The sequence below is a fragment of the Paenibacillus crassostreae genome, from assembly GCF_001857945.1.
In the GTDB taxonomy this organism is placed as follows: Bacteria; Bacillota; Bacilli; order Paenibacillales; family Paenibacillaceae; genus Paenibacillus_AQ; species Paenibacillus_AQ crassostreae.
Genome location: NZ_CP017770.1, coordinates 2,601,542 through 2,622,859 on the forward strand (window position 1 = coordinate 2,601,542; position 21,318 = coordinate 2,622,859).

The following is a 21,318-nucleotide window of genomic DNA, read 5'->3' on the forward strand; positions in this document are numbered from 1 at the left end:
AGGACGGCATAGCCGTTTCTGCTTGTATAGTTACGTAATCATTCAACGGATTAAACGGACATCTTCTGGGCAATACTGTGCATCATAGGGAACATAGTGATCGGATCATGGGATGTTAAGGAGGATATACGATGAAGTTCGTAGGTTGGTTTTGTAAGGTTGCCCTAATGGTGATGTTGGTGAGCTCATTAACCGTTGCTACTACAGGTTGGGTTGTAAATGCTTATCTAAAGTCCATATTAGCAAGTTATAATGTACAACTACCTGGTGAACCTTTGACCTTTGGAAGTATGTTGCAAGGAATGATGGGACTAGGCGCAAAGGATACCAAAGATGCTGACATCCCATTAGTGAAAGATGAAGTACCCGTAGAGACGAAGAGCAATCCAACTTCCACTGTTGAAGAGGAAGAGCCTGTTGAGGATGCGTTGCCTGTCATGGGGGGGGACTATAAAGAGGATGCTGCTGGAGTCGGACAACAAGAGCAGTTACAGATAGAGCAGGATCAACAAGTTGTTATTTCACCAGATGAGTTAGTTCAGAAGAAAGATGAAATGATTGACAGCGACAAGGAAGAGATATTTAACATATTAATGACAAAACTTCCCCAAGAGCGCGTGCAAGAAATTACCGTTGCTATGGAGAACGGCTTAACTGAACAAGAACTTGTACAAGTAGAGAGTATTCTATCTGAATATCTGAATGATGAGGAATATGATAAGCTACTAACGTTACTTAGACCGTGATTAGATGAGTAATGTCACTTATTTGTCATTTATTATAAGTTAACAAATAAATGGAAAAATCTGAAAACCCATATAACAATGGGTTTTTTTGATGTTTGGTAAAGGTTGAAATGAATCTAAATGTTATGGTAAAGTAAACAAGGAACATAAAAGGTTAAAATTTTGATACTTTTTAAACAATTCTCTATTCATCGATGACTCTCCCTGAAGTAAGGTAGAATCATCTAATTTTCGAAAGAATCGACTTAAAATTAAAATAATGGGAAGTATAAGCATTTGGAGACGGGTGATTGTTAATTTAGTTTATCACTCGAAGATGCGGGTACCGTACTTATAGGAATCAATTTCATAATCGCTTATGTAATTTGATTCAGTGGTAAACCGATTCTTCTTTAATTGGTTATAAAGGAGCTCAATGATGAAAGGTAGCAATGACGTATCATGGATAAAGAATATCCAGAAGAGCATAACGAGATTCATCCATCCTAATGAGCATGAGGATGAGGATGACAATAATAGTAAGGGATCACGGTTCATCCGTTCTATATGGAGCCAAGTTCAAACTAAGAATAAAGGTAAGAAATGGTGGCTTGTAACAACTACTGGGATTGTGATAACAATAGGTCTTGTGTTTGCAGGTAATGAGTATGTAAATGCCAACAAAATTGCCTACTATAACGTATATGTCGGGGATGAAGTGATCGGAAGTATCGACAACCCTAATCAAATCGAACAATTATATAGCCGGAAACGACAGGAATATCAGAATAAATATCCGAATGTGGAAATGACTCTATATACAGAGAACATTACTACGGAAGCTGAGGTAGCTTTTAAGGCAGAGGTCAATAGCGAAGCTACTCTTAAGAGACTCGATGGGATGCTAAGTGCAGAAGCCGAAGGCGTAGAATTAAAGGTTGATGGTAAGGTTATTGGGATTGTTAAAGATCAAGAAACGGTAGATGATATTCTAGAACAACTAGCACAACAGTATTTACCTGAGGGAGCCAAACAGCAACTACAAGTTAAACAAATGAGTAGTTCGGTAACAGCATCTACAGTGAGTACAGCGCAAGCTCCAGAATCATCTGTTAAGTCGGTTAAAATTGTCGAAGAAGTTGCAGTTACACCAACTACAGTAGATCCTGAGCAGGTACTTAGTGTAGAGGATGTAACAGCACTTCTGTCTAAGAGTAATGAAGCCCCCATCGTCTATACGATTAAAGAAGGGGATACATTAGGTTCTATCGTACAAAAATATGGAATTACCGAGAAGCAGGTATATCTAAACAATCCTGATATTAAGGAGAAATATCTACAAATAGGAGATACTTTAACGCTTACTGTACCGAAGCTTCCAATCACAGTTACCACGGTTGAACAAGTGGCTGAAGAGATTGTGACAGCTCCGCAGATCGAGATTAGAAAAACAGAAGAACTCGAAGCAGGGAAATCCAAAGTGGTTCGTCCTGGTCAGGAAGGACTCAAAGTCATGGAATATATCGTGACTAAAGAGAATGGTCAAGTCATTGATGAACAATGGCTGGGTCAGGAAGTGATCAAAGAGTCAGTTACCGAGGTTGTACTGCAAGGAACCAAGATTGCCGGGCAAGGTTCAGGACAATTTGCATGGCCTGTAAGTGGAGCAACCATATCTAGTACATATGGCTCTCGCTGGGGAAGATCACATAAAGGTATCGATATTGTATCGGGGAATCGTACGATTATGGCCTCTGATGAGGGAGTAGTTACCTTCACAGGAAACATTAGTGGTTATGGAAAGGCCGTTGTTATAGATCATAGCAATGGGTATACAACGCTTTATGGTCACTTAAGTAGTATCTCGGTCAATCAAGGACAGACGATCGAGAAGGGAAGTAGCATTGGTGTGATGGGGAATACAGGACGCTCGACGGGCACTCATTTACATTTTGAAATAAAGAAAAATGATGTCGCTCAGAATCCTATGAAATACTTAAACTAGAATTTTGTTCAAGATAGAAGAGCATGACCCATAGAGGTCTGCTCTTTTGTGCTATATAAGATGTTATTAAGGTGTGGACAATAATCAGGTGTGCTAAAATATAAAGAGGTCTTACATTCGATGTCTTGAAATATAAGGTGGGATATATTCATGCAAGGAACCATTCTAGTTGTTGATGATGAACAGCCCATTACAGATATATTGAAATTCAACTTAGAAAAAGAGGGGTACGATGTTATCTGTGCATTGGATGGCATTACTGCTGTTGAATTAGCGTTATCTAAGAAGCCTGATCTTATGCTACTTGATCTGATGTTACCCGGTAAAGATGGAATGGACGTATGCCGTGAAATACGAGCTGCGCAACTTCATTTTCCTATCATTATGTTAACAGCAAAAGATGGGGAAATTGACAAGGTACTGGGATTAGAGATGGGTGCAGATGATTATGTGACGAAGCCCTTTAGCACAAGGGAGCTACTAGCTCGGGTTAAGGCACATATGAGAAGAGTGACGAAGAAGGAAACACCTTCAGAAGAAATTATAGATGATGAAAAGCAAGGAATACCTTTCTTCGACTTGTTTATTGATACCGATATGTATTTGGTATATAAGAATGGCGAAGCACTTGATTTGACGCATCGGGAGTATGAATTACTATTCTATCTTGTGAAACATGCAGGTAAAGTGATGACGCGTGAGCACCTGCTGCAAGCTGTATGGGGATTTGAGTATTTCGGTGATGTGCGTACGGTGGATGTGACTATTCGTAGGCTTCGTGAAAAAATAGAGGAGAACCCTAGCAAACCAGAATATATTCTAACACGCAGGGGGCTTGGTTATGTGATGAGAAGCCTTAAAAACGGAGGGCTGTAATGAAACCCGCCTCTTTTTTTCGTACCGTTCAAGCAAAGCTTATTATTGTATATATGCTGTTGATTCTTATTGCGATGCAACTCATCGGGGTCTATTTCGTGAGTGCAATGAAGAATTCACTTACTAGTAATTTCACCAATGATTTGCAAGAGCAAGCAGAGCTACTCTCTGTGATGGCGGCAGATAAATTAGGTGACGATATCGAAGAGGGAAAGAACTCGGTTGAAAGCTTAGGAGTAATCGTCAATAATCTATTCAATCTGAGTGGCGTAGAAATTCAGGTGCTGGACGCCAGTGGGAAGGTACTAATTACCTCCCTATCTTCCCATGCTGATTATGTGGGACGTAAGAATACACAGACGGTTGTGAGCCGTGCTCTCCAAGGGATTAGCGATAACGAGGAGTACGTAATTGACGAGGATAATGAGCGTAAACGAGTGGTTGCGAAGCCCATCATTAATAATAGCAAAATTGTGGGTGCCATCTATATTGTCGCTTCGATGACGGAGTTGCATGATACGATTGGACGAGTTAATAATATCTTTATCTCTGGTATGTTACTAGCATTAGGATTAACGGCCATTCTTGGCGTTATTCTAGCACATACAATTACACAGCCTATCAAAGAAATGACACGCCATGCGACCGCAGTGGCAGAAGGAAACTTCGAACAGCGGATGCCGGTATTCGGTAATGATGAAATTGGGCAATTAAGTGAAGCCTTTAACTATATGACCAGTCGTCTAAGTGATGCACTCTTACAGAATGAAGAGGAGAAGGAGAAGTTAGCTTCGATTCTAACGAATATGAGTGATGGCGTCATTGCCACGGATGAAGCGGGACATGTTATTCTTATGAATCGTCGAGCGAGCGCGATGTTAAGTCTAGACGAGGATGAATCAGATCAGAAGGACATCGTACAGCTACTCGGACTTGATTCTGAACAAGCTCATGCCGTGGCAGATGGGTCTATGAACAGTGCATTACTGGAGATGAGTATTCCAGGAGTAGATACCGCATATAAGGTACGAGTTACTTTCACATCGATTCATCGACGAGAATTCGGGATTGCCGGGACAATTGTTGTGTTACAGGATGTAACAGAACAAGAGAAGTTGGAGGCATCGCGGCGTGAATTCGTAGCTAATGTATCGCATGAGTTGCGGACACCACTTACAACCATTAAGAGCTATACTGAGGCTTTGGATGATGGAGCTATTGAGGATACACAGCTAGCCCAACGCTTCGTCGGCGTTATTCAGAATGAGACGGAACGAATGATTCGACTTGTAACGGATCTTCTTCACTTATCCAGACTGGATAATAAAGAGTCTTCTTTACGTAAAGAACCAACGGATGTACTGGAGATGTTGGAGGATGTAACGGACCGGTTTTCTTTTCAAATGCAACAGAAGCATATTAAATCGAACATTATAGTGCAAGAGGGTATTGAAAGTGTGTTATTTGATCGTGATCAAATTGACCAGGTACTTGATAATTTAGTATCCAATTCGCTTAAATATACACCAGATGGTGGTCTAGTTACGCTTGAAGCTAGGTTGACGGATGACTATCAGCTTGCTATTTCAGTACAGGATACAGGAATTGGTATTCCAAAGAAAGATATAGATCACATATTTGACCGATTCTATCGTGTGGACAAGGCACGTTCGCGTAATATGGGAGGGACGGGTCTAGGCCTTTCGATTGCCCGGGAAATTGTAAACGCACATGGAGGGATAATGACACTCCAATCTGAACTTGAACAAGGTACGAAAGTTAGCTTCATACTTCCAATAGTTGAGGATGGGGGTGTGATGGTATGAAAGAAAAGCTGAAGTCCATAGTACTCGTCTTGTTAGTCGTAGGTAGTTTAGTTGAGAGTTATTATCTCATGTATCGTCTTCCAGGAAGTGACTCCGTCATTAAGTCGGCAACGAGCTATATTAAGACAGAATATATGGGCCCGGAATCTGATGTAGAGAGTCTTATTTATCCGAATAAAATGATTATTCATATGGGTGAGGATAAACATACGATATTCTATCCGAATTCTACGTTCTATAATTTGATCTTCTCACGCCTTGAGGGGCGGAGCTTCGATAGCTTTCAGCGTCGCTCTTTGCAAGACATCAATATGGCAGAAATTCGCACCCAGAATCCAGGAATTGAATTAAGTTTTGGTGAGGGCGTACCAGTGTCATTGCTGCAACGTGTGATGCAGATCCAACCAGATTCTTTATTTCAAGCTGAGCAAATTAATCGAATCTGGATTTATAATGTAAGTAGTGAGTCTAAAGCACGTGCTTTATTCTTTAGTACAGAAGGTGACGTTGTATATGAGGCTGGAAAAGCTGACCTTACAGCACAGGATGTACAACAACATGTGGATTTCGGACAATCGTGGATACCTTATTCGTCTGTGAATGGAAGCTACTATATTCCAGAAACCGAAGTGGAAATGGTAGCAGCTACAATAGGTGTCGATGCCTATACCTCAGAACAAATGCAGCGTAGTTTATTCTTCGATCCCAGCATTACTCGTAATATCAAGGAGAAGGATGGCTCGGAAATTTATACGGATAGTAAGCGTAGTTTACAAGTAAGACAGGAACAGAAATGGATGAGTTATAGCGATCCTGCCGCTTTGCCTGATGGAGAAGACGACATAGCCAAAGAAGTGTTAGCCGCTGTCGATTTCGTCAACCAGCACGGAGGCTGGAATGGTGATTATCGGCTAAGCCTTGCTGGCGGAGGTATAGACCAGAATGAGGTGGAGTTCCAGCAGTATTACGGCACCTATCCTATTCTGGAAACACCACAGTTCCAATATGGGTTGATCAAGCTTAACTTACACCAAGGAACCGTATCGACCTACGAGAGATCGCTCATTTATATACAACCCGAGGAAGCGAAGAAGGAAATGAAGACGTTATCTGGTGGAGATGATCTAAGGTATAAATTGAAGAGCATAAGTCAGCAATCAGAAATCGTCGATTTATATCCGGCTTACTTACCTACAAGGACAGACAAAGGTCTACAATTAAAACCTGTGTGGGCGGTTAATCTTAAATCTGGTGCAGTCATCGTGCTGGATTGATAAATTGAGATCATAGAAATGATTGAGAACAGGGGGGATGGGAATGGATTGGGGAAGGGCTAAGAATGTTTTGATCTATGCTTTCTTATTATTAAATCTCGTGCTAGGCTATCAATTGTGGAATGATGTAAGTGAACAAGTAACAAGTAGTCTGGATTATACATCACTAGATGAGAATACTCAGATCATCATGCAAGAGAAGAATATTCAGATCCTATGCCTTATTCCTGCGGGAACCCCAGTACTTCCTAAGATTAACTATCACTATATAAATGATGAATCGGTGGAACCTGTCGAACTGGATGAACCAGTGGATAGTAAGTTAGTTTTCATGGGTGATGACTTAGTCAAAGCACTGGAGGATCAGATTCCTAGATTCGAAGAGTATCGTTATGATTCTATGGAAAGTGAGAATGGGGTCTTTGTATTTCATCCTTTGGTAGAATCGGAATGGCCACTTTTTAATGATCAGTTGAAGCTAAAGTTACATTATACTGACCGTAAAATAACTTCATATCAATTGTCCGAGATAAAGATTGTTTCGTCCAATGAAGAAGAACAACAAAAGGTACTAACTGCCGTTGATGCATTAGCTACTTTAATCAATAAATATATTGCGCCTAATTCTGTTGTGAAGGATATACAGTTAGGTTATTATGGCGAGATGTTTAATTCGGAGAATCAAGTGGCTGCACCTGCGTGGCGCTTCACACTTGAGAATGAAGTGTATTATGTACAAGGCATCAGTGGGGACGTTATTAGTTCCAAGACAGAAAAAGTGAAGGAGTAGAGTGTGAGTTATGGGAATATCTTTTACAGTATTGTCTAGTGGGTCGACAGGGAACGCAACAGTAGTCACGAACGGTGAGACAACGCTATTGATTGACGCTGGATTCAGTGCACGTCGGGTGGATGAGTTATTAAAGGAGCGGGATCTGAATGGTGGGGATATCGATGGTATTCTAGTGACGCATGAGCATTCTGATCATATTAAGGGACTAGGTCCAGTGGCTCGTAAATATAATCTTCCTATTTATGCGAATGAGAAGACATGGGATGCTATGGATAAATCGATAGGTAAAATTGCAGAAGAGAATCGGATTGTTATGGATAGTGGTGAGGCGAAGGACTTCGGCACATTACGTGTGGAATCATTTGGGATTTCGCATGACGCGGCAGAACCCGTAGGATATAACTTCTATGAGGATGATGAGAAACTTAGTGTAGCTACGGATCTGGGTTATGTTAGTGATAAAGTAAAGCAAGCTCTCTCGAATGCAGATGTATTGGTTCTGGAAGCTAATCACGATATAGAATTATTACGAATGGGGCGTTATCCATGGAATACGAAACGACGTATTCTTGGTGATATGGGCCATCTCTCTAATGTTGCTTCTGGAGAAGCGATGAGTGAACTTCTTACAGGCGATACGAAACGTACGTATCTAGCACATTTAAGTCGAGATCACAATATGATGGATTTGGCTAAAATGACAGTACGCGATGCAATGGAAGAACGCGGATGTTTCTATAAAGAGACGGAATTCCAATTGTGTGATACTTTCTATGATCGTCCTACACCATGGGATAAGGTGAGCAAGAGATCAATTGATCCAGTTCATCAGCCTTCGTAGCCAATTCGTCTCGTGTTAGTATGCCCTTGTCTACTAGAAGTTCAATCATGGTACTCAGGGCAAGGGTATTTCGATAATGCTCATCCTTCATATCTCCAAGTTTGGCCATCATATGTACGATATCCTGCGATATACTTCTCTGTTCCATTTAGTAATCACCACTCTCCTATTAATGTGTAAAGCCCGTTATTAACCACAATATGGCTGGGTAAAAAGGTTATATACTAGTATCACGTATGATACAATGAACACAACAGAATGTAATCTATGAAGTGACTTCACAACGATACTAGTCATGATATTAGTGTAGTCTGTTTGACTCCAGATTATTCCTACGGATTGAGAATTTGAATTTTATTTTCAAAATATAAGAAAGTATAAGTTTCACTTGAATCAATTTCATTATCGCCGATGCATCTAAATCGATTTGCGTAATTATGAAATTGATTCTTAATACTCTAGTTCTTATATTTCGGCAGAGACGGATTCTGTCCTTGAAAGAGGACATCATGGCCGTTTCTGCTAGTAGAATTGGTATTTTGATGTTCAAAAATACATTATTTGGTGATATAAAAAATAAGATGGCGCAGAATAGCAACTTTTATGCTCTGACAACTGTTATATATATATGAGGTTTTTCTAAGAGAAAATGGACACTCGCTAACCTGTTGTTGATGGTGTCATTATGTTCTAGATAATTAAGAGGGTAATCATAAGGGAGAGGATTTACTATGGGTTTGTTCGAAGATGATTTCTATTCGCCCAAAGTATCAAGACAGAGAAAAGAGCATACCAAAGTAAAGTCCGCTGCTGGAAATTGGTCCAAAGTTCGCCGTCCAGGGATGTCGACATTGCAAATCTCGGTAATTAGTTCGGTGATCAGTGCTTTACTCGCTGTAGTCTTATTCAGCCTGATTACAGGATTGCCGTCTTCGACTCCAGAAGCAGCTGCTGTGAGTGCAGTACCATTGAAGATGGAGACTGATCCTTATGAACGATTAATACAAGCAGCAGCCAAAGTACGTCCTGCAGTTGTAAGCATTTCTAATTATCAGGATCTGAATAGCGATATCATAGACTTGGATGAATCGGGTCTGGGATCAGGTGTTATTTTTAAAGAGGAGAATGGGCTAGCCTATATCATTACGAATAATCATGTGATATCGGAAGCGGATGAATTGGAAGTGACGACAGTTGACGGCGATCAAATTTCAGCTACATTAGTAGGAACGGATATCGTTAGTGACATTGCGGTTCTATCGATCAATGGAGATAAGATTGATACCGTTGCTAAGATTGGGAATTCTAAGGAAATTCGCTTAGGTGAAACAGTCATTGCCCTCGGTAACCCTTTAGGACTTGGAGATACACTTACCTCTGGTATTGTGAGCCATACCAAGCGCGACATTCCTGTCTCCTTAAATAAGGATGGAATATATGATTGGGAGCAGGAAGTGATCCAGACAGACGCAGCTATTAATGAGGGTAATAGTGGTGGTGCTCTAGTTAATCTGGATGGTGAATTGATCGGGATTAATACGATGAAAATATCCGATATGGGCGTAGAGGGAATTGGCTTTGCGATTCCAACGGATTCAGTCATGCGCATCGTGGATGAATTGATGTTAACCGGGACTATAACTAGACCATATATCGGTGTGTATACCGTAGATTTGAATAATAGATTTACACCATTCGATGCGGAAGAACGGAAGAATCTGAAGTTGCCAAGTAGTGTAGAGGATGGCATCATCGTCTTAGATGCGGTTGGCCCTGCATTAGTGGCAGGATTGAAATTAAATGACGTTATCACGAAGCTGGATAGTGAGCCGATTAGTTCAACCTTGGAGCTTCGCAAGTTCCTCTATGATCAGCGCAAAGTTGGCGATGTTCTAGAAGTTACGTTCTATCGCGATGGTGAATTGAAGGTAGTGAAATTAACGCTTGAAGATAAGCCGGTGGAGTAGGATGAAATAAAAGGGTAGCGGGTTCAATGTAGATTATGGATGTGTTATGGGCGAATTCGGGTTATAATAGATAGATAATCAGCAGAGTGTTGGACAGAAAGGATGCTTTCATTCATGTACGTGGTATGCAAAGATCATGTAGAGCTTGCAATCGACAAATTCGTTGATGAATATGAAGATGCACCAGATATTGTAGACTTGAAGGAGACCGAATTCTCCGACTGGGACCCGCCAGTGAAATGCATTGAATGTGAAGAAGCTGCGGAGTATTTGGTGGTATGAGTGAAGGGGCGTGAAAGTTGCGCCCTTTTTGTATGCAATCATAGGTGACTATGAGGATAGCTTCGATAACGATAATAGCTGCGAAGTCAGATGCGAGGACAGCTACGATAACGGATTGTACTTCCGATCGCTGTTATCCCTGGATTTCTTGATTGGATACCGCCTAAGCGGTAGAAATCCAAGGATAAAGGCGAACGCTCCGCTTCTCCACTACAATTCCGTTCTCTTCGCTGAAGCTCATGTGTATGGGTGCGAGTGCAATCGAAGGGGGCGCTACTTTCACGTATAGTGGGTAGTAGAGGGATGTGGGAAGACTTATTTATATTAGTCTTCTTAGGTAAGGGCAAGTGCAAGGGCTTAAGGGCAAGTGAAAAATGTAAAATGATAGAGAAAAGTGATAAAGAATAGTGCGGGTGTGAGTACTGAAGATTAGTACGTGAAATAGGAGTTAATAAGTTTAAGAAAAGGTAAGTGCTATGGGTGAGTACTAACTCTGGGATTTAGGATAATGGCACGGGGCAGGGATTAGGACTAAGGTACTTGGGAGAATAGAGAATAGAGAATAGAGAATAGAGAATAGAGAATAGAGAATAGAGAATAGATTATAGAGTAAGAAAAATAGAAGGGTAGTTAGGGCAAGTGTTGTGAAGCAGGATACATATATATGAGGGTGAGGGATTTAGGTGTTTATACAGATTATTGGTGTGGGGAAGTTGAAAGAGAAGTATTTGGTGTTGGGCATTCAGGAATATGCCAAGCGGCTTAATCCATACATCAAATTTCAGATGGTTGAGGTGGCGGACGAGAAGGCACCCGACACCTTGAGCGAAGCAGAGGTGTCTATTGTTAAAGAGCGCGAGGGCGAACGCATCCTCGCGCATATTAAGAGCGAGGCGCATGTTGTTGCGCTCGCTATCGGTGGCCAGCTATGGAGCTCGGAAGAGCTGGCCGCTGAGATCGACAAGCTCGGCACCTACGGGACGAGCCATGTCGTATTCGTCATCGGAGGAAGCCACGGGCTCTCCGATGCAGTACTCCGTCGCGCCCAACAGAAGCTCAGCTTCGGGCGCATGACGCTGCCGCATCAACTGATGCGGCTGGTACTGACCGAGCAGGTATATCGCGCGGTGAAGATTAATCGGGGGGAACCGTATCACAAATAAACCAGTTACTAATAACATTAACATCGGACTGAACATTGCCTTAAAACCGTTCATCAAAAACAACTCTTCATCATTTAAATTATACCGAAGCGATGGTACATGCTTGTATACTCTAGCCCAATATAACCGCCGCCGATGATCGCTAATGATTTTGGTAGTTTTTGTTGATTGAATAATGTCTTACTCGTATACACACCTTGTAATTGAACACCATCAATTGGCGGAATGCTCGTTATTGCACCCGTGTTAATGAAAATAGGCAGAGCAGTGAGTTGTATGGTTTCATTCTCTGAATCAACAGCAATTACATTGTTCTCAACAAACTTCGTGAAGCTGTTAATAATGGTTTTGCTATGGTTATGGTGGCGGCTCCGGTCGACTTATCATTCTTCCGACGTAGCGAGCCCCACAAGATAACTTCCAATTTCATAGCTTAATCTCAGCGCAGTGCCTAACACTTCATCTGGAAGTTTATTCGTGTAGTTGTGAGCTTCGAAAGAAAACACACCCTGATAGTTAATATCTCTAAGAGCCTTCATGATCGGCTTCCAATTAATTTGGCCAAACAGAGGCATAATATGAGGATGCTTCCAACCATAATGATCCGACACATGGGTCGCTTTGAGAAGCTTGCCAATATAACGAATTTCTTGTGGTTGATCAGCTTGCATAAGATCACCATGCTCGAAGTCCCAGCAAATTCCAATCCTTGGTTCATTGAGTAAGGTAATGAATTCAACCAGTTCTTCAGCACTGGTTCCATATTTTCTTTTTGGTGCTATATCCACATCCCACTGATTCTCAATCGATATATCATAATTAAATTTCCTTGTTCTCTCGAGATACTTTTTGAAATATTCATGATTTGCTGCCTTAGATGCTTCTCTTGGTCTTGGTGTATCTAATTGAGTGCTTAAGTGTGTAACGACGACCTTAGACCCTAAAATATAAGCGCATTTCAAGGATCGGTCCACAAGCCTCTCATGCATTACAATTTGTTCAGTAGTTAAATTTGGCCTCAAGAAGTCGTAGGAATAGGCATGTGCTTGGCTAAGCTTAACCCCGTAGGCTTCTGCTTTCTCCGCAACTGAGTGAATCCATGCTTCCCAATCGTCGTCGAGTAATTTCGCCCCTTCCAAGGACCAATCATAGCTATTAAAGTCAAGTTCCTTAAATCCCGCTTCAGAGCCTAATCGTAGTGTATCTTCTAAAGGTAATCGTGTTCCGTTGGGTCTGATGTAAACGATATTCGTTGATGTACCCAGTCTCATGTCTGTCCCGCCTTAAATGAAAGATAGGGTATTGGAGGGCACTGTCTCCTCTCCAATACCACACAGTATACGAAATCTATTGAATTGGATTGGCTTTATAATAGTTATCTAAAGCATCATTGCTTCTCGTAACCATCTCTTTCGTCGCTTCATCGATAGTTAGTTTTTGTTCCACGAAATCAATAATCACTTCTTTGAGTATAGCTGATAACTCAACTGGAACCGGATCAAATGGTTCTTGAACCTTTACATTAGATGCCAAGAGACTATCGATCGGCACATTGAAAGCTGGTTTTTCTTCAAGATGCTTATTCATGGTGTCAAGTTCATAAGTTTGCATGTTTACAGGGATATATCCTGTAGATTCATGCCATGTAAATTGTACTTCAGCAGATGCTACATAATTAATGAAGTCCCATGACGCCTTAATGCTTTCTTGATTCCCACGATCAAACGTATATAAGGATCCTCCACCAATCGCAATGCCGCCGTTTGAAGTGGCATCAACTAATGGAAGCGGAGCTACACCCAGCTCGAACTTATCTTTAGAGCTAGCTGTAAATTCATTGATTCTTGAAGAAGATTGAACAATCATCGCATGTTTGCCCGCAATGAATTCTTCCCTTTGGTTATTATCGATATGTTGTAAACCGCCAGATTTAACAAGCTTGTCATATTCCGTAAGGAATCGTGTCATCGTACCTTCAACACCGAACACAGCCTCTGTGAATTTCCCTGACCGGCCAGACTCGTTATTGCCTATGAAGCTGCCGCCATCCATCATACCGATCCAGTTCGAGATATGCCAGCGATCCGGAACGAGAACTAAACCATGACGTGTGATTTGATCTCCGTCTTTAACTGTAAGCTTTGCAGCATAATCGGCTAATTCGGTAATCGTTTCTGGTGACTTCTCAGGATCTAGATTGGCTTCTCGGAACATATCCTTGTTATAGTAGAGCAGGATCGCCGAATTGGAAAATGGAACTCCCATTAATCTATCTTGATAAGATACCATTTCGATGGAATTTGGAAACAAATCTTTCTTTTGAATGCCATCTGGATTTTCTTGCATGAGATCCTCTGCCCATTTCAGGTAGGATAGCTCACTCATATACGTCAAATCGAAGCCCTGTACTAGCGCAATATCTGGCATGTTTTTAGTATCATCTACCTGTACGACTGTTTTGATTTTTGGCATAAGCTCCGTGCCTTGATAGACTGAGGTGACATGAATGCCACGATCTTTACCTACGGTATTATTATATTGTTCGACAATGGCGTCTAGTGATTCGCCGTTAGCCCCACCCATGACGTGCCAGAACGTAACTTCTGTAGGAGCAGCTTGTTGAGGTGAAGCGGCTTGGGATGCGGTCGGGCTCTCTTTTTCGTTCCCAGATTGAATAGCATTATTGCCTGAGTTACTACAGCCGACTAACATTGCGATTAGAAGAATGAAGAATGTTACTCTAACGGTATTCTTTTTCATTTGTTTCTCTCCTCTATTCATTTTTTATATATTCTAATTAGTACTTGTATACTAATTAAAATTCACAGTAAAAGCTGACTAGCCCTTAAGCGCCCCAGCGGAAATGTCTCCCATTAGTTGCTTACGGAAGATCAGGAATATAAAGATAGAAGGGATTAGCACAATAATGGTTGCTGCCATTGTAGGGCCATACATCACACCTTCCGCATAATTCAGCAGTGTGATTCCTACTTGCACCGGTCTCATCTCATCTCGATTAGTTACGAGCAGTGGCCACATATATTGGTTCCACATATTGATGAACGAAGATATGAACACAACAGCGAGCACCGGCTTCGATAAGGGCATCAATATCTTATAGAAGAAAGTAAAGTTTCCAACCCCATCTACATATGCTGCATCTCTTAATTCATGGGATACAGTCATGAAGTACTGGCGCATCATAAAGATATTAAAGGCTGAAACCAGGAAAATGATGACCATACCTGAATATGTATTTACAAGCCCCATTCTTGAAACCGTCAAATAGTTAGTCACGATAACCGTATCAGGATGAATCATCATTGTTCCAAGGACTATAAAAAACAGAAACTGTTTACCCTTGAAGTTGAAAAACGCAAATGCATACGCAGCTAAGCTACCAATAACGATCCTGAAAAAGCTGGCGACTACAGCGATGATCAAGGAGTTTAGGATGAATCGCAACAACTGGGTCATTTGCAAGGCATCATAATAATTCTGCATATAGATATAATTAGGAAATAATCGAGGTGGATAAGTCAGAATGTCAGCTGGCTTCAAAAAGGATGTGAAAAAAGCATAAATGATAGGCAAACTAACGACGATACCAAGGGCTACATACAAAAGCTGTATCGCAATTGATTTATAACGAGCAGCCTTCCGCGCTTTTATCATTGGTAATGAACCCCCCTTCTCTCGTAAATAAAGCTGGCCAGTAAAATTCCGAAAGCTAGAATAAATCCGACGATCGCTGAGGCGTATGCATTACTGTAATTAAAGGCTACGAATCCTTGGTGATACATGTAATAAATAATAGATTGGGTCGCTCCTCTAGGCCCGCCATCGGTCAATATAATGATGGTTGATGACAGCAGTACAGAGCTTACAATATTAGTGCATAGTAGAAAAAACAATGTCGGTGATATTAAGGGCAAGATAATATATCTGACTCTCATCCATCGACCTGCTCCTTCCATTTGACTGCTCTCGAGCAGCTCCTTGGGAACATTGCGAATAGCAGAAAGCATAAATAGAAAGTTGATTCCTAAGCTTAGCCAAATCTCCAATGAAGAAACGGTGAACATGGCCACTCGCTTATCCGTAAACCACTTCGTATCTAAGCCAAATAGATAATTAAATATACCAAGGGATGGATTGAGAAGAAATTTATAAACTAATGCGGTTGTAGCTACAGACATGGCCATGGGTATGGCATACATTGTTTCGTAAAGCTTGCTAAGCATTCTTCTTTGATTGGCTGCAAGCGCAAGGAATAAGCTGATGATCATAACGCTTGGAACGATATACACAACGTACAGGAGTGTGTTTATAACAGCCATTCTGAAATTGGAATCTGTGAAAATGTTCGTATAATTTCTAATTCCCGCAAACGACGAAATATGGCCTGAAGCATTGATATAAAAAAAGCTATCATAGACGGTCTTAAAAAAGGGGTAATAGGTGAATAAAACCAACAGCGCAATAGTAGGAAACACATAAATATAGGGTTCCAAATTTCGGGTAGATTTCATGTTAGTTACTCTCCCAATTGTTCTGATTATTGGCAATATAGATTAACTGCTTCTAGTACACCATAGGCCAAGGGTTTTTCGGTAACATAATTTGCAGCTTGCTTCACTTCGTCCGGAGCTGTTCCGATTGCAACACCTATTCCGGCGGAGGTTATCATTTCTAAATCGTTGTAATGGTCTCCGATTGCCATAATCTCGGATAACTCGATTTGTAGCAGTTCGGCGATTTGCCTAATGCCAGTTCCTTTATTGATACCTACTGGTGCAATTTCTACACAGCTGCTATCGTACTTTGTAATTGCATATTTCCTACTAAATCGTTGAAATAGTGAATCTGTAATTCTCTCAATTTGATGGGTTTTATCCCAAATTGTAATTTTGGACAGCTTTAATAGCTCCCATTCGTTTATCATAGGCATATATTCCTGAAGATAACGTCCAAATAATTGGTTTTGTTTTACAATCCATGGTGTCTTCTGAAGTACAGTATCATGCTTGTCTCCTGCGAAGATAACAGACATGTCGTAACTCACGGCATTCTCTATAAGAGACTGGAGGGGCCACACCCTGAAACTGTGCTTTACGATTACATTTGATTGTTGGACGATTACAGCGCCGTTTGTAAGCACGCAGGGGTCTTCGATCTCAAGTCTACTAATGATGCTATTAGACAACTCAGGGGTTCTTCCTGTCGCGATAATAAATCGAATATCTCTCGCGTTCAATTCATGTATCATTCTGGGAATGAATGACTCGATTACTTCGTCTTTTCCAATTAACGTTCCGTCCATATCACACACTACAAGTTTAATAGTCATAGAATAACTCCCTGCTGCTCATATATGCTCAGTCGATAATCATGCTGATTTTCCTCGCTAAACCAGTGATATCGTACCCGTTAACTTCTTCTAATTGAGCTAAGTAATCATCGGGGAAAGAAGAATAGCCATTCAGCGCACCTACGATTGCTCCTGCCATTGAAGCCATCGTATCTGTATCCGATCCTGCATTAACAGCGGTAATAATAGTTCGCATCGAGTGGCCTTGAGCTGCAACAATAAAGCCGAATACTGCAGGTACGGATTCATAGATCGGCAATCCCGTACCTACAAGATCAGCAATGTCAGTCATTGCTTGCTCCAAGGATGAGGCCTTCAATGCTAATTCAATGGCTAAATGTATTCTTTTGACAACAGATGGGCCGGCCAATAGGCTTACTGTTCCTCTGCTATTCTCTAGTCCAAGTGTGGCTCCGTCCAATCCGGCTTGCACGATCGAGTAGACATCAGAGGTATCTTTCATTGCTTCGCTCACAGCCGCCGCGATCGCACATGCTCCAGAGATAGAAAGCTGATTAGGGTGGGTTGGCATGCTAAGGCATATGGCATCTATAACCGCTTTTTCCCTATTACCTGGATTGAATAGACCTGCAGGTGAAATCTTCATCGCTGCGCCGTTCGACCCCTTTGTATTATCGCAAACGATAAAGTCATACGGATTAGGTAAGGTGACGCCTCTTAAGCGTTGAACCGCCGCCTTTGTAGTTGGTCCTGCAAATTTCTCGAAAAAAGCCTCATCATCTGACCAACGTAATAATGCCTCAACTGCAACGCTCTCGTCGATAACACCGCCATGATCAGCGATTGCCAGTGCCGTATGATAAGTAAGACTGAAATCGTCTGTCACACTGCCTGCTTGCCTACCTCTAGCAAAGGTATCCTGTGGCGGAGTAATAAATCGATCTACGTACCCGCCAAATTTTTCAATAATAAGTTCAGTAGGCCTTAATTCTGTCACAGCACCCATTGCATCACCAGTTGCAGCTCCTAATAAACTTCCAAGCACTTTGTCGTATTTATCCATCATATCTTCCTTTCATAATTCTAGTTAACCGTTAAACTTAGGCGATAAGGCTATTCTAATATGAAGCGGAAGCAATTAGCAAGACAAAAACGAGCTAATTGGGAAATTTAACATTGTCATTACAATCCGATTATAATCTTTACGTAATTCTATCTTTGCCTTTAGAAGTCTCTATTGCTAATATAAAGAAAACAAGCGTAGGGAGCTCGAACTCAAATGGCTAAACCAACGATTAAAAATATTGCAGAGCTTGCTGGCGTATCCACAGCCACTGTCTCCTATGTACTTAACAATAACTATTCCAAAGTTGGAGAACAAACTCGTAATCGTATACTTGACCTCATATCAGAATTAGATTACAAACCCAGTGCAATCGCGAGAGGCTTGAACAATGGTAGAAGTCATATGATCGGATTGATTGTACCCGATATTTCCAAGTCTCATTTTTCCGTATTAGTATCTGGGATAGAAGCCGCATTTAACAAAGCGAATTATGGAATTCTAATCTGCAATGCCTACAACAGCCTAACGAAGGAACAAGAATACTATAATCGGTTATCTGAGAAAAACGTAGATGGGATTATTATCGCAGCGGGAGCCATTCATGGACGTTACGAGGATGTTGATTTCGATAGTTCTTTGATTCCATTAGTCATGATTGATAGGTATATTGAAGGATTGGAGAATCAATACGGAGTATATTCAGACAACTACCATGGTACATATCTGGGCACGAAATATTTGCTTGAACAAGGACATACAAAGATTGGTTGCATTACAGGGCCCTTAGAATCAGCCAATACGACGGAGCGAATTCGAGGGTATAGACACGCTCTTGAGGAACAAGGAGTGGTCGCTTTCGAGGAGTGGATCTATTCTGGAAGTCATAGCTTGGAAACCGGGGCTACGGGATTGGAGAGTATGATGAAGTCTAACACTCCCACCGCAATACTCGCAGGAGGAGACTTATTAGCCTACGGTGTATATCAAGCAGCAAGATCTCTCAACATTTCCATTCCCGAGGAGCTATCTGTGATCGGCATTGATGACAACATTTTCTCGGAATTGATTACGCCGAAATTATCAGTGCTGCGGCCGCCGCTTTATAAAATTGGGACAAAGGCTGCAACTATGCTGCAGCAATTAATTGATAATAAAAAGCTTCGTAAACGGAAGATTGTATATTCCCCCGAGTTAGTCATCCGGGAGAGCACCAGAAGATTACCTTGAGGTGCTCGAGGGTTGGGCTGTGCTCTCTCTTATTATAAAATTTGTTTGATAACTGAACGTTTTTTGATTCCATGTTTTATGGTCAAGTAAACCAAATAACAATTCCGTCGCTTGTATACCCATCTCTAAAATCGGTAGACGTACCGTTGTTAACGGAGGCGTGATGATTTCTGAAAATGAGATGTCGCTGAAACCGATTACAGATAAATCAAGAGGAATATGGAGCTTTAGTTCGGATGCCTTTCGGTATACTCCATAGGCCAGAATATCATTGCATGTCATAATTGCGGTCACCTTACTTTTAAGCAGGACATCTGTTGCTGTAGCACCCATCTCCAAGCTATCATTTCCCGTATGTACCCACGACGACTCAATAGGCAGTTTCTGATCAAGCATGGCTTCGTTATATCCTCTTAACCGTTCGGATGAGTTTAACGTTGTCAGTGTACCTACAATACATCCGATTCTACGATGACCCTTCTCGATTAAATGTTGTACCGCTGTGTAGCTTCCCTTGAAATCATCTGATATGACGCTGTAAACATCCTCTTCGTCTCTAATAAGACGGTCCATTATAACAACAGGAAAAGATTCGCGCGCCAGAGTATTATAATAATCGGTGTTATTTATCGTGCTGGAGGCCACAATTAATCCATCCACACAGTTTTCTTTCATAATTCGAATATAGTTCAATTCTAGCCCCATATTATTATGGGTATTACATAGAAACACACCATAACCTGCTTGATTCGCGGCATCCTCCACCACCCTGATAAGTGTTGAATAAAATGGATTTGATACATTGGGAATCAGCAATCCTATGATCTTCGACTTTCCGATAACAAGATTTCGGGCAAACATGTTGGGTTTATAGTTATGTTTATGAATTAATTCAAGTATAGTATTCCGTGTCATTTCGCTTGTTTTCGTTTCACGGTTATGGATAACATTAGATACCGTCATAGCAGATACCCCTGCCATCTTGGCAATATCCTTAATAGTGACCATCGATTCGCCATCTCCTACATTCTAACAATTCAAGCTTGTCTGTATTGTTATTCTATCCTAACATAGGAACAACCCTTTATGCTTCTCTCAAGTACTTTATATTTGATTTTGCCAGCTTGCACATATGGTGTCTGATATTGTTAGGCGTCGTAAAATGATCAGATTAACGCAATAGATAAAGGGCATCCAACCGGATGCCTTTTAAATTTCTCGTTTAAGATGATACGGTGAATCGAATCACTAATAGCATCTGCCTCTTCAAACAATCCAATGTCCCAAGGAATGGAATCTGCTTATTATGCAAGACCGTCCAGCGAATGATGCTATAGCGGCAACAAAAATCGACTGTGGTACTGATGTCAGCTTTGGCGCTTTAACGCGCATGTTGTTTGACCACTTAAAGAGTAAAAACGTCGATATAAAATACAAACATAGTGTTGATAATATTAAACGTACTAGTGACGGCTCATGGGAATTGAAAGTGAAGAATGCGTGTCACTAATGGAAAACCTAGAGCTGCTGCACGAAGTTCATACTTCAACAGCGCAAACGCTTGGTCTAAGCATAAAGAAGCCGGTCTATAGTTAATATGTACTTAGGAAGTAAAGAGGGGTTCCCCTTCTTTGCTTCCTATGACCGTGCCCATAACCACAAACCAGCTCCAACGCCCGATCTTAAATTTAAGGAATTGATATAGGGCCCACAAAAACATCACCAACACGCCAATCATCATAGAAATCATAATAATATGAGGAAATATCAATAATCCCGACATCCAAGTATCATTCCAATTCGCTTCAATATAAGCTGAATTCAGGTATAATCAACAGTCCAGACATCACATATAACATCAATATTTTTATGGCATTTAAAATTAGAGGGTAAGCAAATTTATAATAAGTATGGAATTGATTTGTTTAAAGATTTGAAATC

General features: G+C 41.1%; 20 protein-coding genes and 1 pseudogene. 12 read left to right on the forward strand and 9 right to left on the reverse strand.

Annotation, left to right across the window (positions count from 1 at the left end; genetic code table 11):
* Positions 1 to 131 precede the first annotated feature (131 nt).
* The 7 genes from LPB68_RS12130 (at position 132) to LPB68_RS12160 (ending at position 8,340) form a co-directional block, all read left to right on the forward strand.
* Positions 132 to 746, forward strand: a complete 615-nt coding sequence (locus LPB68_RS12130; RefSeq protein ID WP_068660829.1) for a hypothetical protein — start codon at positions 132 to 134, stop codon at positions 744 to 746.
* Positions 747 to 1,161: 415 nt separating this feature from the next.
* The gene (locus LPB68_RS12135; RefSeq protein WP_082865817.1) at positions 1,162 to 2,730 is read left to right on the forward strand and encodes a M23 family metallopeptidase; all 1,569 of its coding nucleotides are present in this window, start codon (positions 1,162 to 1,164) and stop codon (positions 2,728 to 2,730) included.
* Between the two features lie 150 nt (positions 2,731 to 2,880).
* Positions 2,881 to 3,606, forward strand: a complete 726-nt coding sequence (yycF, locus tag LPB68_RS12140) for a response regulator YycF (protein ID WP_068660825.1) — start codon at positions 2,881 to 2,883, stop codon at positions 3,604 to 3,606.
* A complete protein-coding gene (gene walK / locus LPB68_RS12145; protein ID WP_068660823.1) occupies positions 3,606 to 5,432 on the forward strand; it encodes a cell wall metabolism sensor histidine kinase WalK in 1,827 nt (608 codons plus the stop codon). The genes yycF and walK overlap by 1 nt, the downstream gene beginning before the upstream one ends.
* Positions 5,429 to 6,706 carry a YycH family regulatory protein gene (locus LPB68_RS12150; protein ID WP_068660821.1) on the forward strand — a complete coding sequence of 426 codons (1,278 nt, stop codon included), beginning with the start codon at positions 5,429 to 5,431 and terminating at the stop codon, positions 6,704 to 6,706. The genes walK and LPB68_RS12150 overlap by 4 nt, the downstream gene beginning before the upstream one ends.
* Before the next feature lie 43 nt (positions 6,707 to 6,749).
* Positions 6,750 to 7,496, forward strand: coding sequence for a two-component system regulatory protein YycI (yycI, locus tag LPB68_RS12155; protein ID WP_068660819.1), 747 nt, complete (start codon positions 6,750 to 6,752; stop codon positions 7,494 to 7,496).
* 10 nt (positions 7,497 to 7,506) lie between these two features.
* Positions 7,507 to 8,340, forward strand: a complete 834-nt coding sequence (locus LPB68_RS12160; protein ID WP_068660817.1) for an MBL fold metallo-hydrolase — start codon at positions 7,507 to 7,509, stop codon at positions 8,338 to 8,340.
* Here LPB68_RS12160 and LPB68_RS22300 read toward each other — a convergent pair.
* Positions 8,282 to 8,488 carry a hypothetical protein gene (locus LPB68_RS22300; protein WP_082865816.1) on the reverse strand — a complete coding sequence of 69 codons (207 nt, stop codon included), beginning with the start codon at positions 8,486 to 8,488 and terminating at the stop codon, positions 8,282 to 8,284. The genes LPB68_RS12160 and LPB68_RS22300 overlap by 59 nt on opposite strands.
* A 583-nt stretch (positions 8,489 to 9,071) precedes the next feature.
* On the opposite strand from LPB68_RS22300, the gene LPB68_RS12165 reads away from it, so the two are divergent.
* From LPB68_RS12165 to rlmH, 3 genes are all read left to right on the forward strand, one after another.
* On the forward strand, positions 9,072 to 10,307 hold the full coding sequence (locus LPB68_RS12165) for a S1C family serine protease (RefSeq protein WP_068660815.1): 1,236 nt from the start codon (positions 9,072 to 9,074) through the stop codon (positions 10,305 to 10,307).
* 114 nt (positions 10,308 to 10,421) lie between these two features.
* Positions 10,422 to 10,589, forward strand: a complete 168-nt coding sequence (locus LPB68_RS12170) for a CxxH/CxxC protein (RefSeq protein WP_068660813.1) — start codon at positions 10,422 to 10,424, stop codon at positions 10,587 to 10,589.
* A 683-nt stretch (positions 10,590 to 11,272) separates the two neighbouring features.
* Positions 11,273 to 11,752: a 23S rRNA (pseudouridine(1915)-N(3))-methyltransferase RlmH gene (rlmH, locus tag LPB68_RS12175; protein WP_068660811.1), complete on the forward strand. Its 480-nt coding sequence runs from the start codon at positions 11,273 to 11,275 to the stop codon at positions 11,750 to 11,752.
* 74 nt (positions 11,753 to 11,826) lie between these two features.
* On the opposite strand, the gene LPB68_RS23870 is transcribed toward rlmH, so the two are convergent.
* The 7 genes from LPB68_RS23870 to LPB68_RS12205 form a co-directional block, all read right to left on the reverse strand.
* Positions 11,827 to 12,096: an FAD-dependent oxidoreductase gene (locus LPB68_RS23870; RefSeq protein WP_082865815.1), complete on the reverse strand. Its 270-nt coding sequence runs from the start codon at positions 12,094 to 12,096 to the stop codon at positions 11,827 to 11,829.
* A 39-nt stretch (positions 12,097 to 12,135) separates the two neighbouring features.
* Positions 12,136 to 13,023: a sugar phosphate isomerase/epimerase family protein gene (locus LPB68_RS12180; RefSeq protein WP_068660809.1), complete on the reverse strand. Its 888-nt coding sequence runs from the start codon at positions 13,021 to 13,023 to the stop codon at positions 12,136 to 12,138.
* Between the two features lie 76 nt (positions 13,024 to 13,099).
* Complete coding sequence (locus LPB68_RS12185; RefSeq protein WP_068660807.1) at positions 13,100 to 14,512, reverse strand: ABC transporter substrate-binding protein; 1,413 nt, start codon at positions 14,510 to 14,512, stop codon at positions 13,100 to 13,102.
* A gap of 78 nt (positions 14,513 to 14,590) precedes the next feature.
* Positions 14,591 to 15,427, reverse strand: coding sequence for a carbohydrate ABC transporter permease (locus LPB68_RS12190; RefSeq protein ID WP_068660805.1), 837 nt, complete (start codon positions 15,425 to 15,427; stop codon positions 14,591 to 14,593).
* Positions 15,424 to 16,284: a carbohydrate ABC transporter permease gene (locus tag LPB68_RS12195; protein ID WP_068660803.1), complete on the reverse strand. Its 861-nt coding sequence runs from the start codon at positions 16,282 to 16,284 to the stop codon at positions 15,424 to 15,426. The genes LPB68_RS12190 and LPB68_RS12195 overlap by 4 nt, the downstream gene beginning before the upstream one ends.
* Positions 16,285 to 16,310: 26 nt before the next feature.
* Positions 16,311 to 17,102, reverse strand: coding sequence for an HAD family hydrolase (locus LPB68_RS12200; RefSeq protein WP_068660800.1), 792 nt, complete (start codon positions 17,100 to 17,102; stop codon positions 16,311 to 16,313).
* Between the two features lie 28 nt (positions 17,103 to 17,130).
* Positions 17,131 to 18,150, reverse strand: coding sequence for an ADP-ribosylglycohydrolase family protein (locus LPB68_RS12205; RefSeq protein ID WP_068660798.1), 1,020 nt, complete (start codon positions 18,148 to 18,150; stop codon positions 17,131 to 17,133).
* Positions 18,151 to 18,363: 213 nt separating this feature from the next.
* On the opposite strand from LPB68_RS12205, the gene LPB68_RS12210 reads away from it, so the two are divergent.
* Positions 18,364 to 19,377, forward strand: a complete 1,014-nt coding sequence (locus tag LPB68_RS12210) for a substrate-binding domain-containing protein (RefSeq protein ID WP_068660796.1) — start codon at positions 18,364 to 18,366, stop codon at positions 19,375 to 19,377.
* On the opposite strand, the gene LPB68_RS12215 is transcribed toward LPB68_RS12210, so the two are convergent.
* The gene (locus LPB68_RS12215) at positions 19,369 to 20,385 is read right to left on the reverse strand and encodes a substrate-binding domain-containing protein (RefSeq protein WP_068660794.1); all 1,017 of its coding nucleotides are present in this window, start codon (positions 20,383 to 20,385) and stop codon (positions 19,369 to 19,371) included. The two genes, LPB68_RS12210 and LPB68_RS12215, sit on opposite strands and share 9 nt — an antisense overlap.
* A gap of 277 nt (positions 20,386 to 20,662) precedes the next feature.
* On the opposite strand from LPB68_RS12215, the pseudogene LPB68_RS12220 reads away from it, so the two are divergent.
* A pseudogene (locus LPB68_RS12220) lies at positions 20,663 to 20,875 on the forward strand (malate:quinone oxidoreductase); the annotation flags it as partial.
* Positions 20,876 to 21,318: the final 443 nt, after the last annotated feature.

Coding starts and splice junctions, on each gene's coding strand:
- LPB68_RS12130 (WP_068660829.1), top strand. CDS start 132: ATGAAGTTCGTAGGTTGGTTTTGTAAGGTTGCCCTAATGGTGATGTTG.
- LPB68_RS12135 (WP_082865817.1), top strand. CDS start 1,162: ATGATGAAAGGTAGCAATGACGTATCATGGATAAAGAATATCCAGAAG.
- yycF (WP_068660825.1), top strand. CDS start 2,881: ATGCAAGGAACCATTCTAGTTGTTGATGATGAACAGCCCATTACAGAT.
- walK (WP_068660823.1), top strand. CDS start 3,606: ATGAAACCCGCCTCTTTTTTTCGTACCGTTCAAGCAAAGCTTATTATT.
- LPB68_RS12150 (WP_068660821.1), top strand. CDS start 5,429: ATGAAAGAAAAGCTGAAGTCCATAGTACTCGTCTTGTTAGTCGTAGGT.
- yycI (WP_068660819.1), top strand. CDS start 6,750: ATGGATTGGGGAAGGGCTAAGAATGTTTTGATCTATGCTTTCTTATTA.
- LPB68_RS12160 (WP_068660817.1), top strand. CDS start 7,507: ATGGGAATATCTTTTACAGTATTGTCTAGTGGGTCGACAGGGAACGCA.
- LPB68_RS22300 (WP_082865816.1), bottom strand. CDS start 8,488: ATGGAACAGAGAAGTATATCGCAGGATATCGTACATATGATGGCCAAA.
- LPB68_RS12165 (WP_068660815.1), top strand. CDS start 9,072: ATGGGTTTGTTCGAAGATGATTTCTATTCGCCCAAAGTATCAAGACAG.
- LPB68_RS12170 (WP_068660813.1), top strand. CDS start 10,422: ATGTACGTGGTATGCAAAGATCATGTAGAGCTTGCAATCGACAAATTC.
- LPB68_RS12180 (WP_068660809.1), bottom strand. CDS start 13,023: ATGAGACTGGGTACATCAACGAATATCGTTTACATCAGACCCAACGGA.
- LPB68_RS12185 (WP_068660807.1), bottom strand. CDS start 14,512: ATGAAAAAGAATACCGTTAGAGTAACATTCTTCATTCTTCTAATCGCA.
- LPB68_RS12190 (WP_068660805.1), bottom strand. CDS start 15,427: ATGATAAAAGCGCGGAAGGCTGCTCGTTATAAATCAATTGCGATACAG.
- LPB68_RS12195 (WP_068660803.1), bottom strand. CDS start 16,284: ATGAAATCTACCCGAAATTTGGAACCCTATATTTATGTGTTTCCTACT.
- LPB68_RS12200 (WP_068660800.1), bottom strand. CDS start 17,102: ATGACTATTAAACTTGTAGTGTGTGATATGGACGGAACGTTAATTGGA.
- LPB68_RS12205 (WP_068660798.1), bottom strand. CDS start 18,150: ATGATGGATAAATACGACAAAGTGCTTGGAAGTTTATTAGGAGCTGCA.
- LPB68_RS12210 (WP_068660796.1), top strand. CDS start 18,364: ATGGCTAAACCAACGATTAAAAATATTGCAGAGCTTGCTGGCGTATCC.
- LPB68_RS12215 (WP_068660794.1), bottom strand. CDS start 20,385: ATGGTCACTATTAAGGATATTGCCAAGATGGCAGGGGTATCTGCTATG.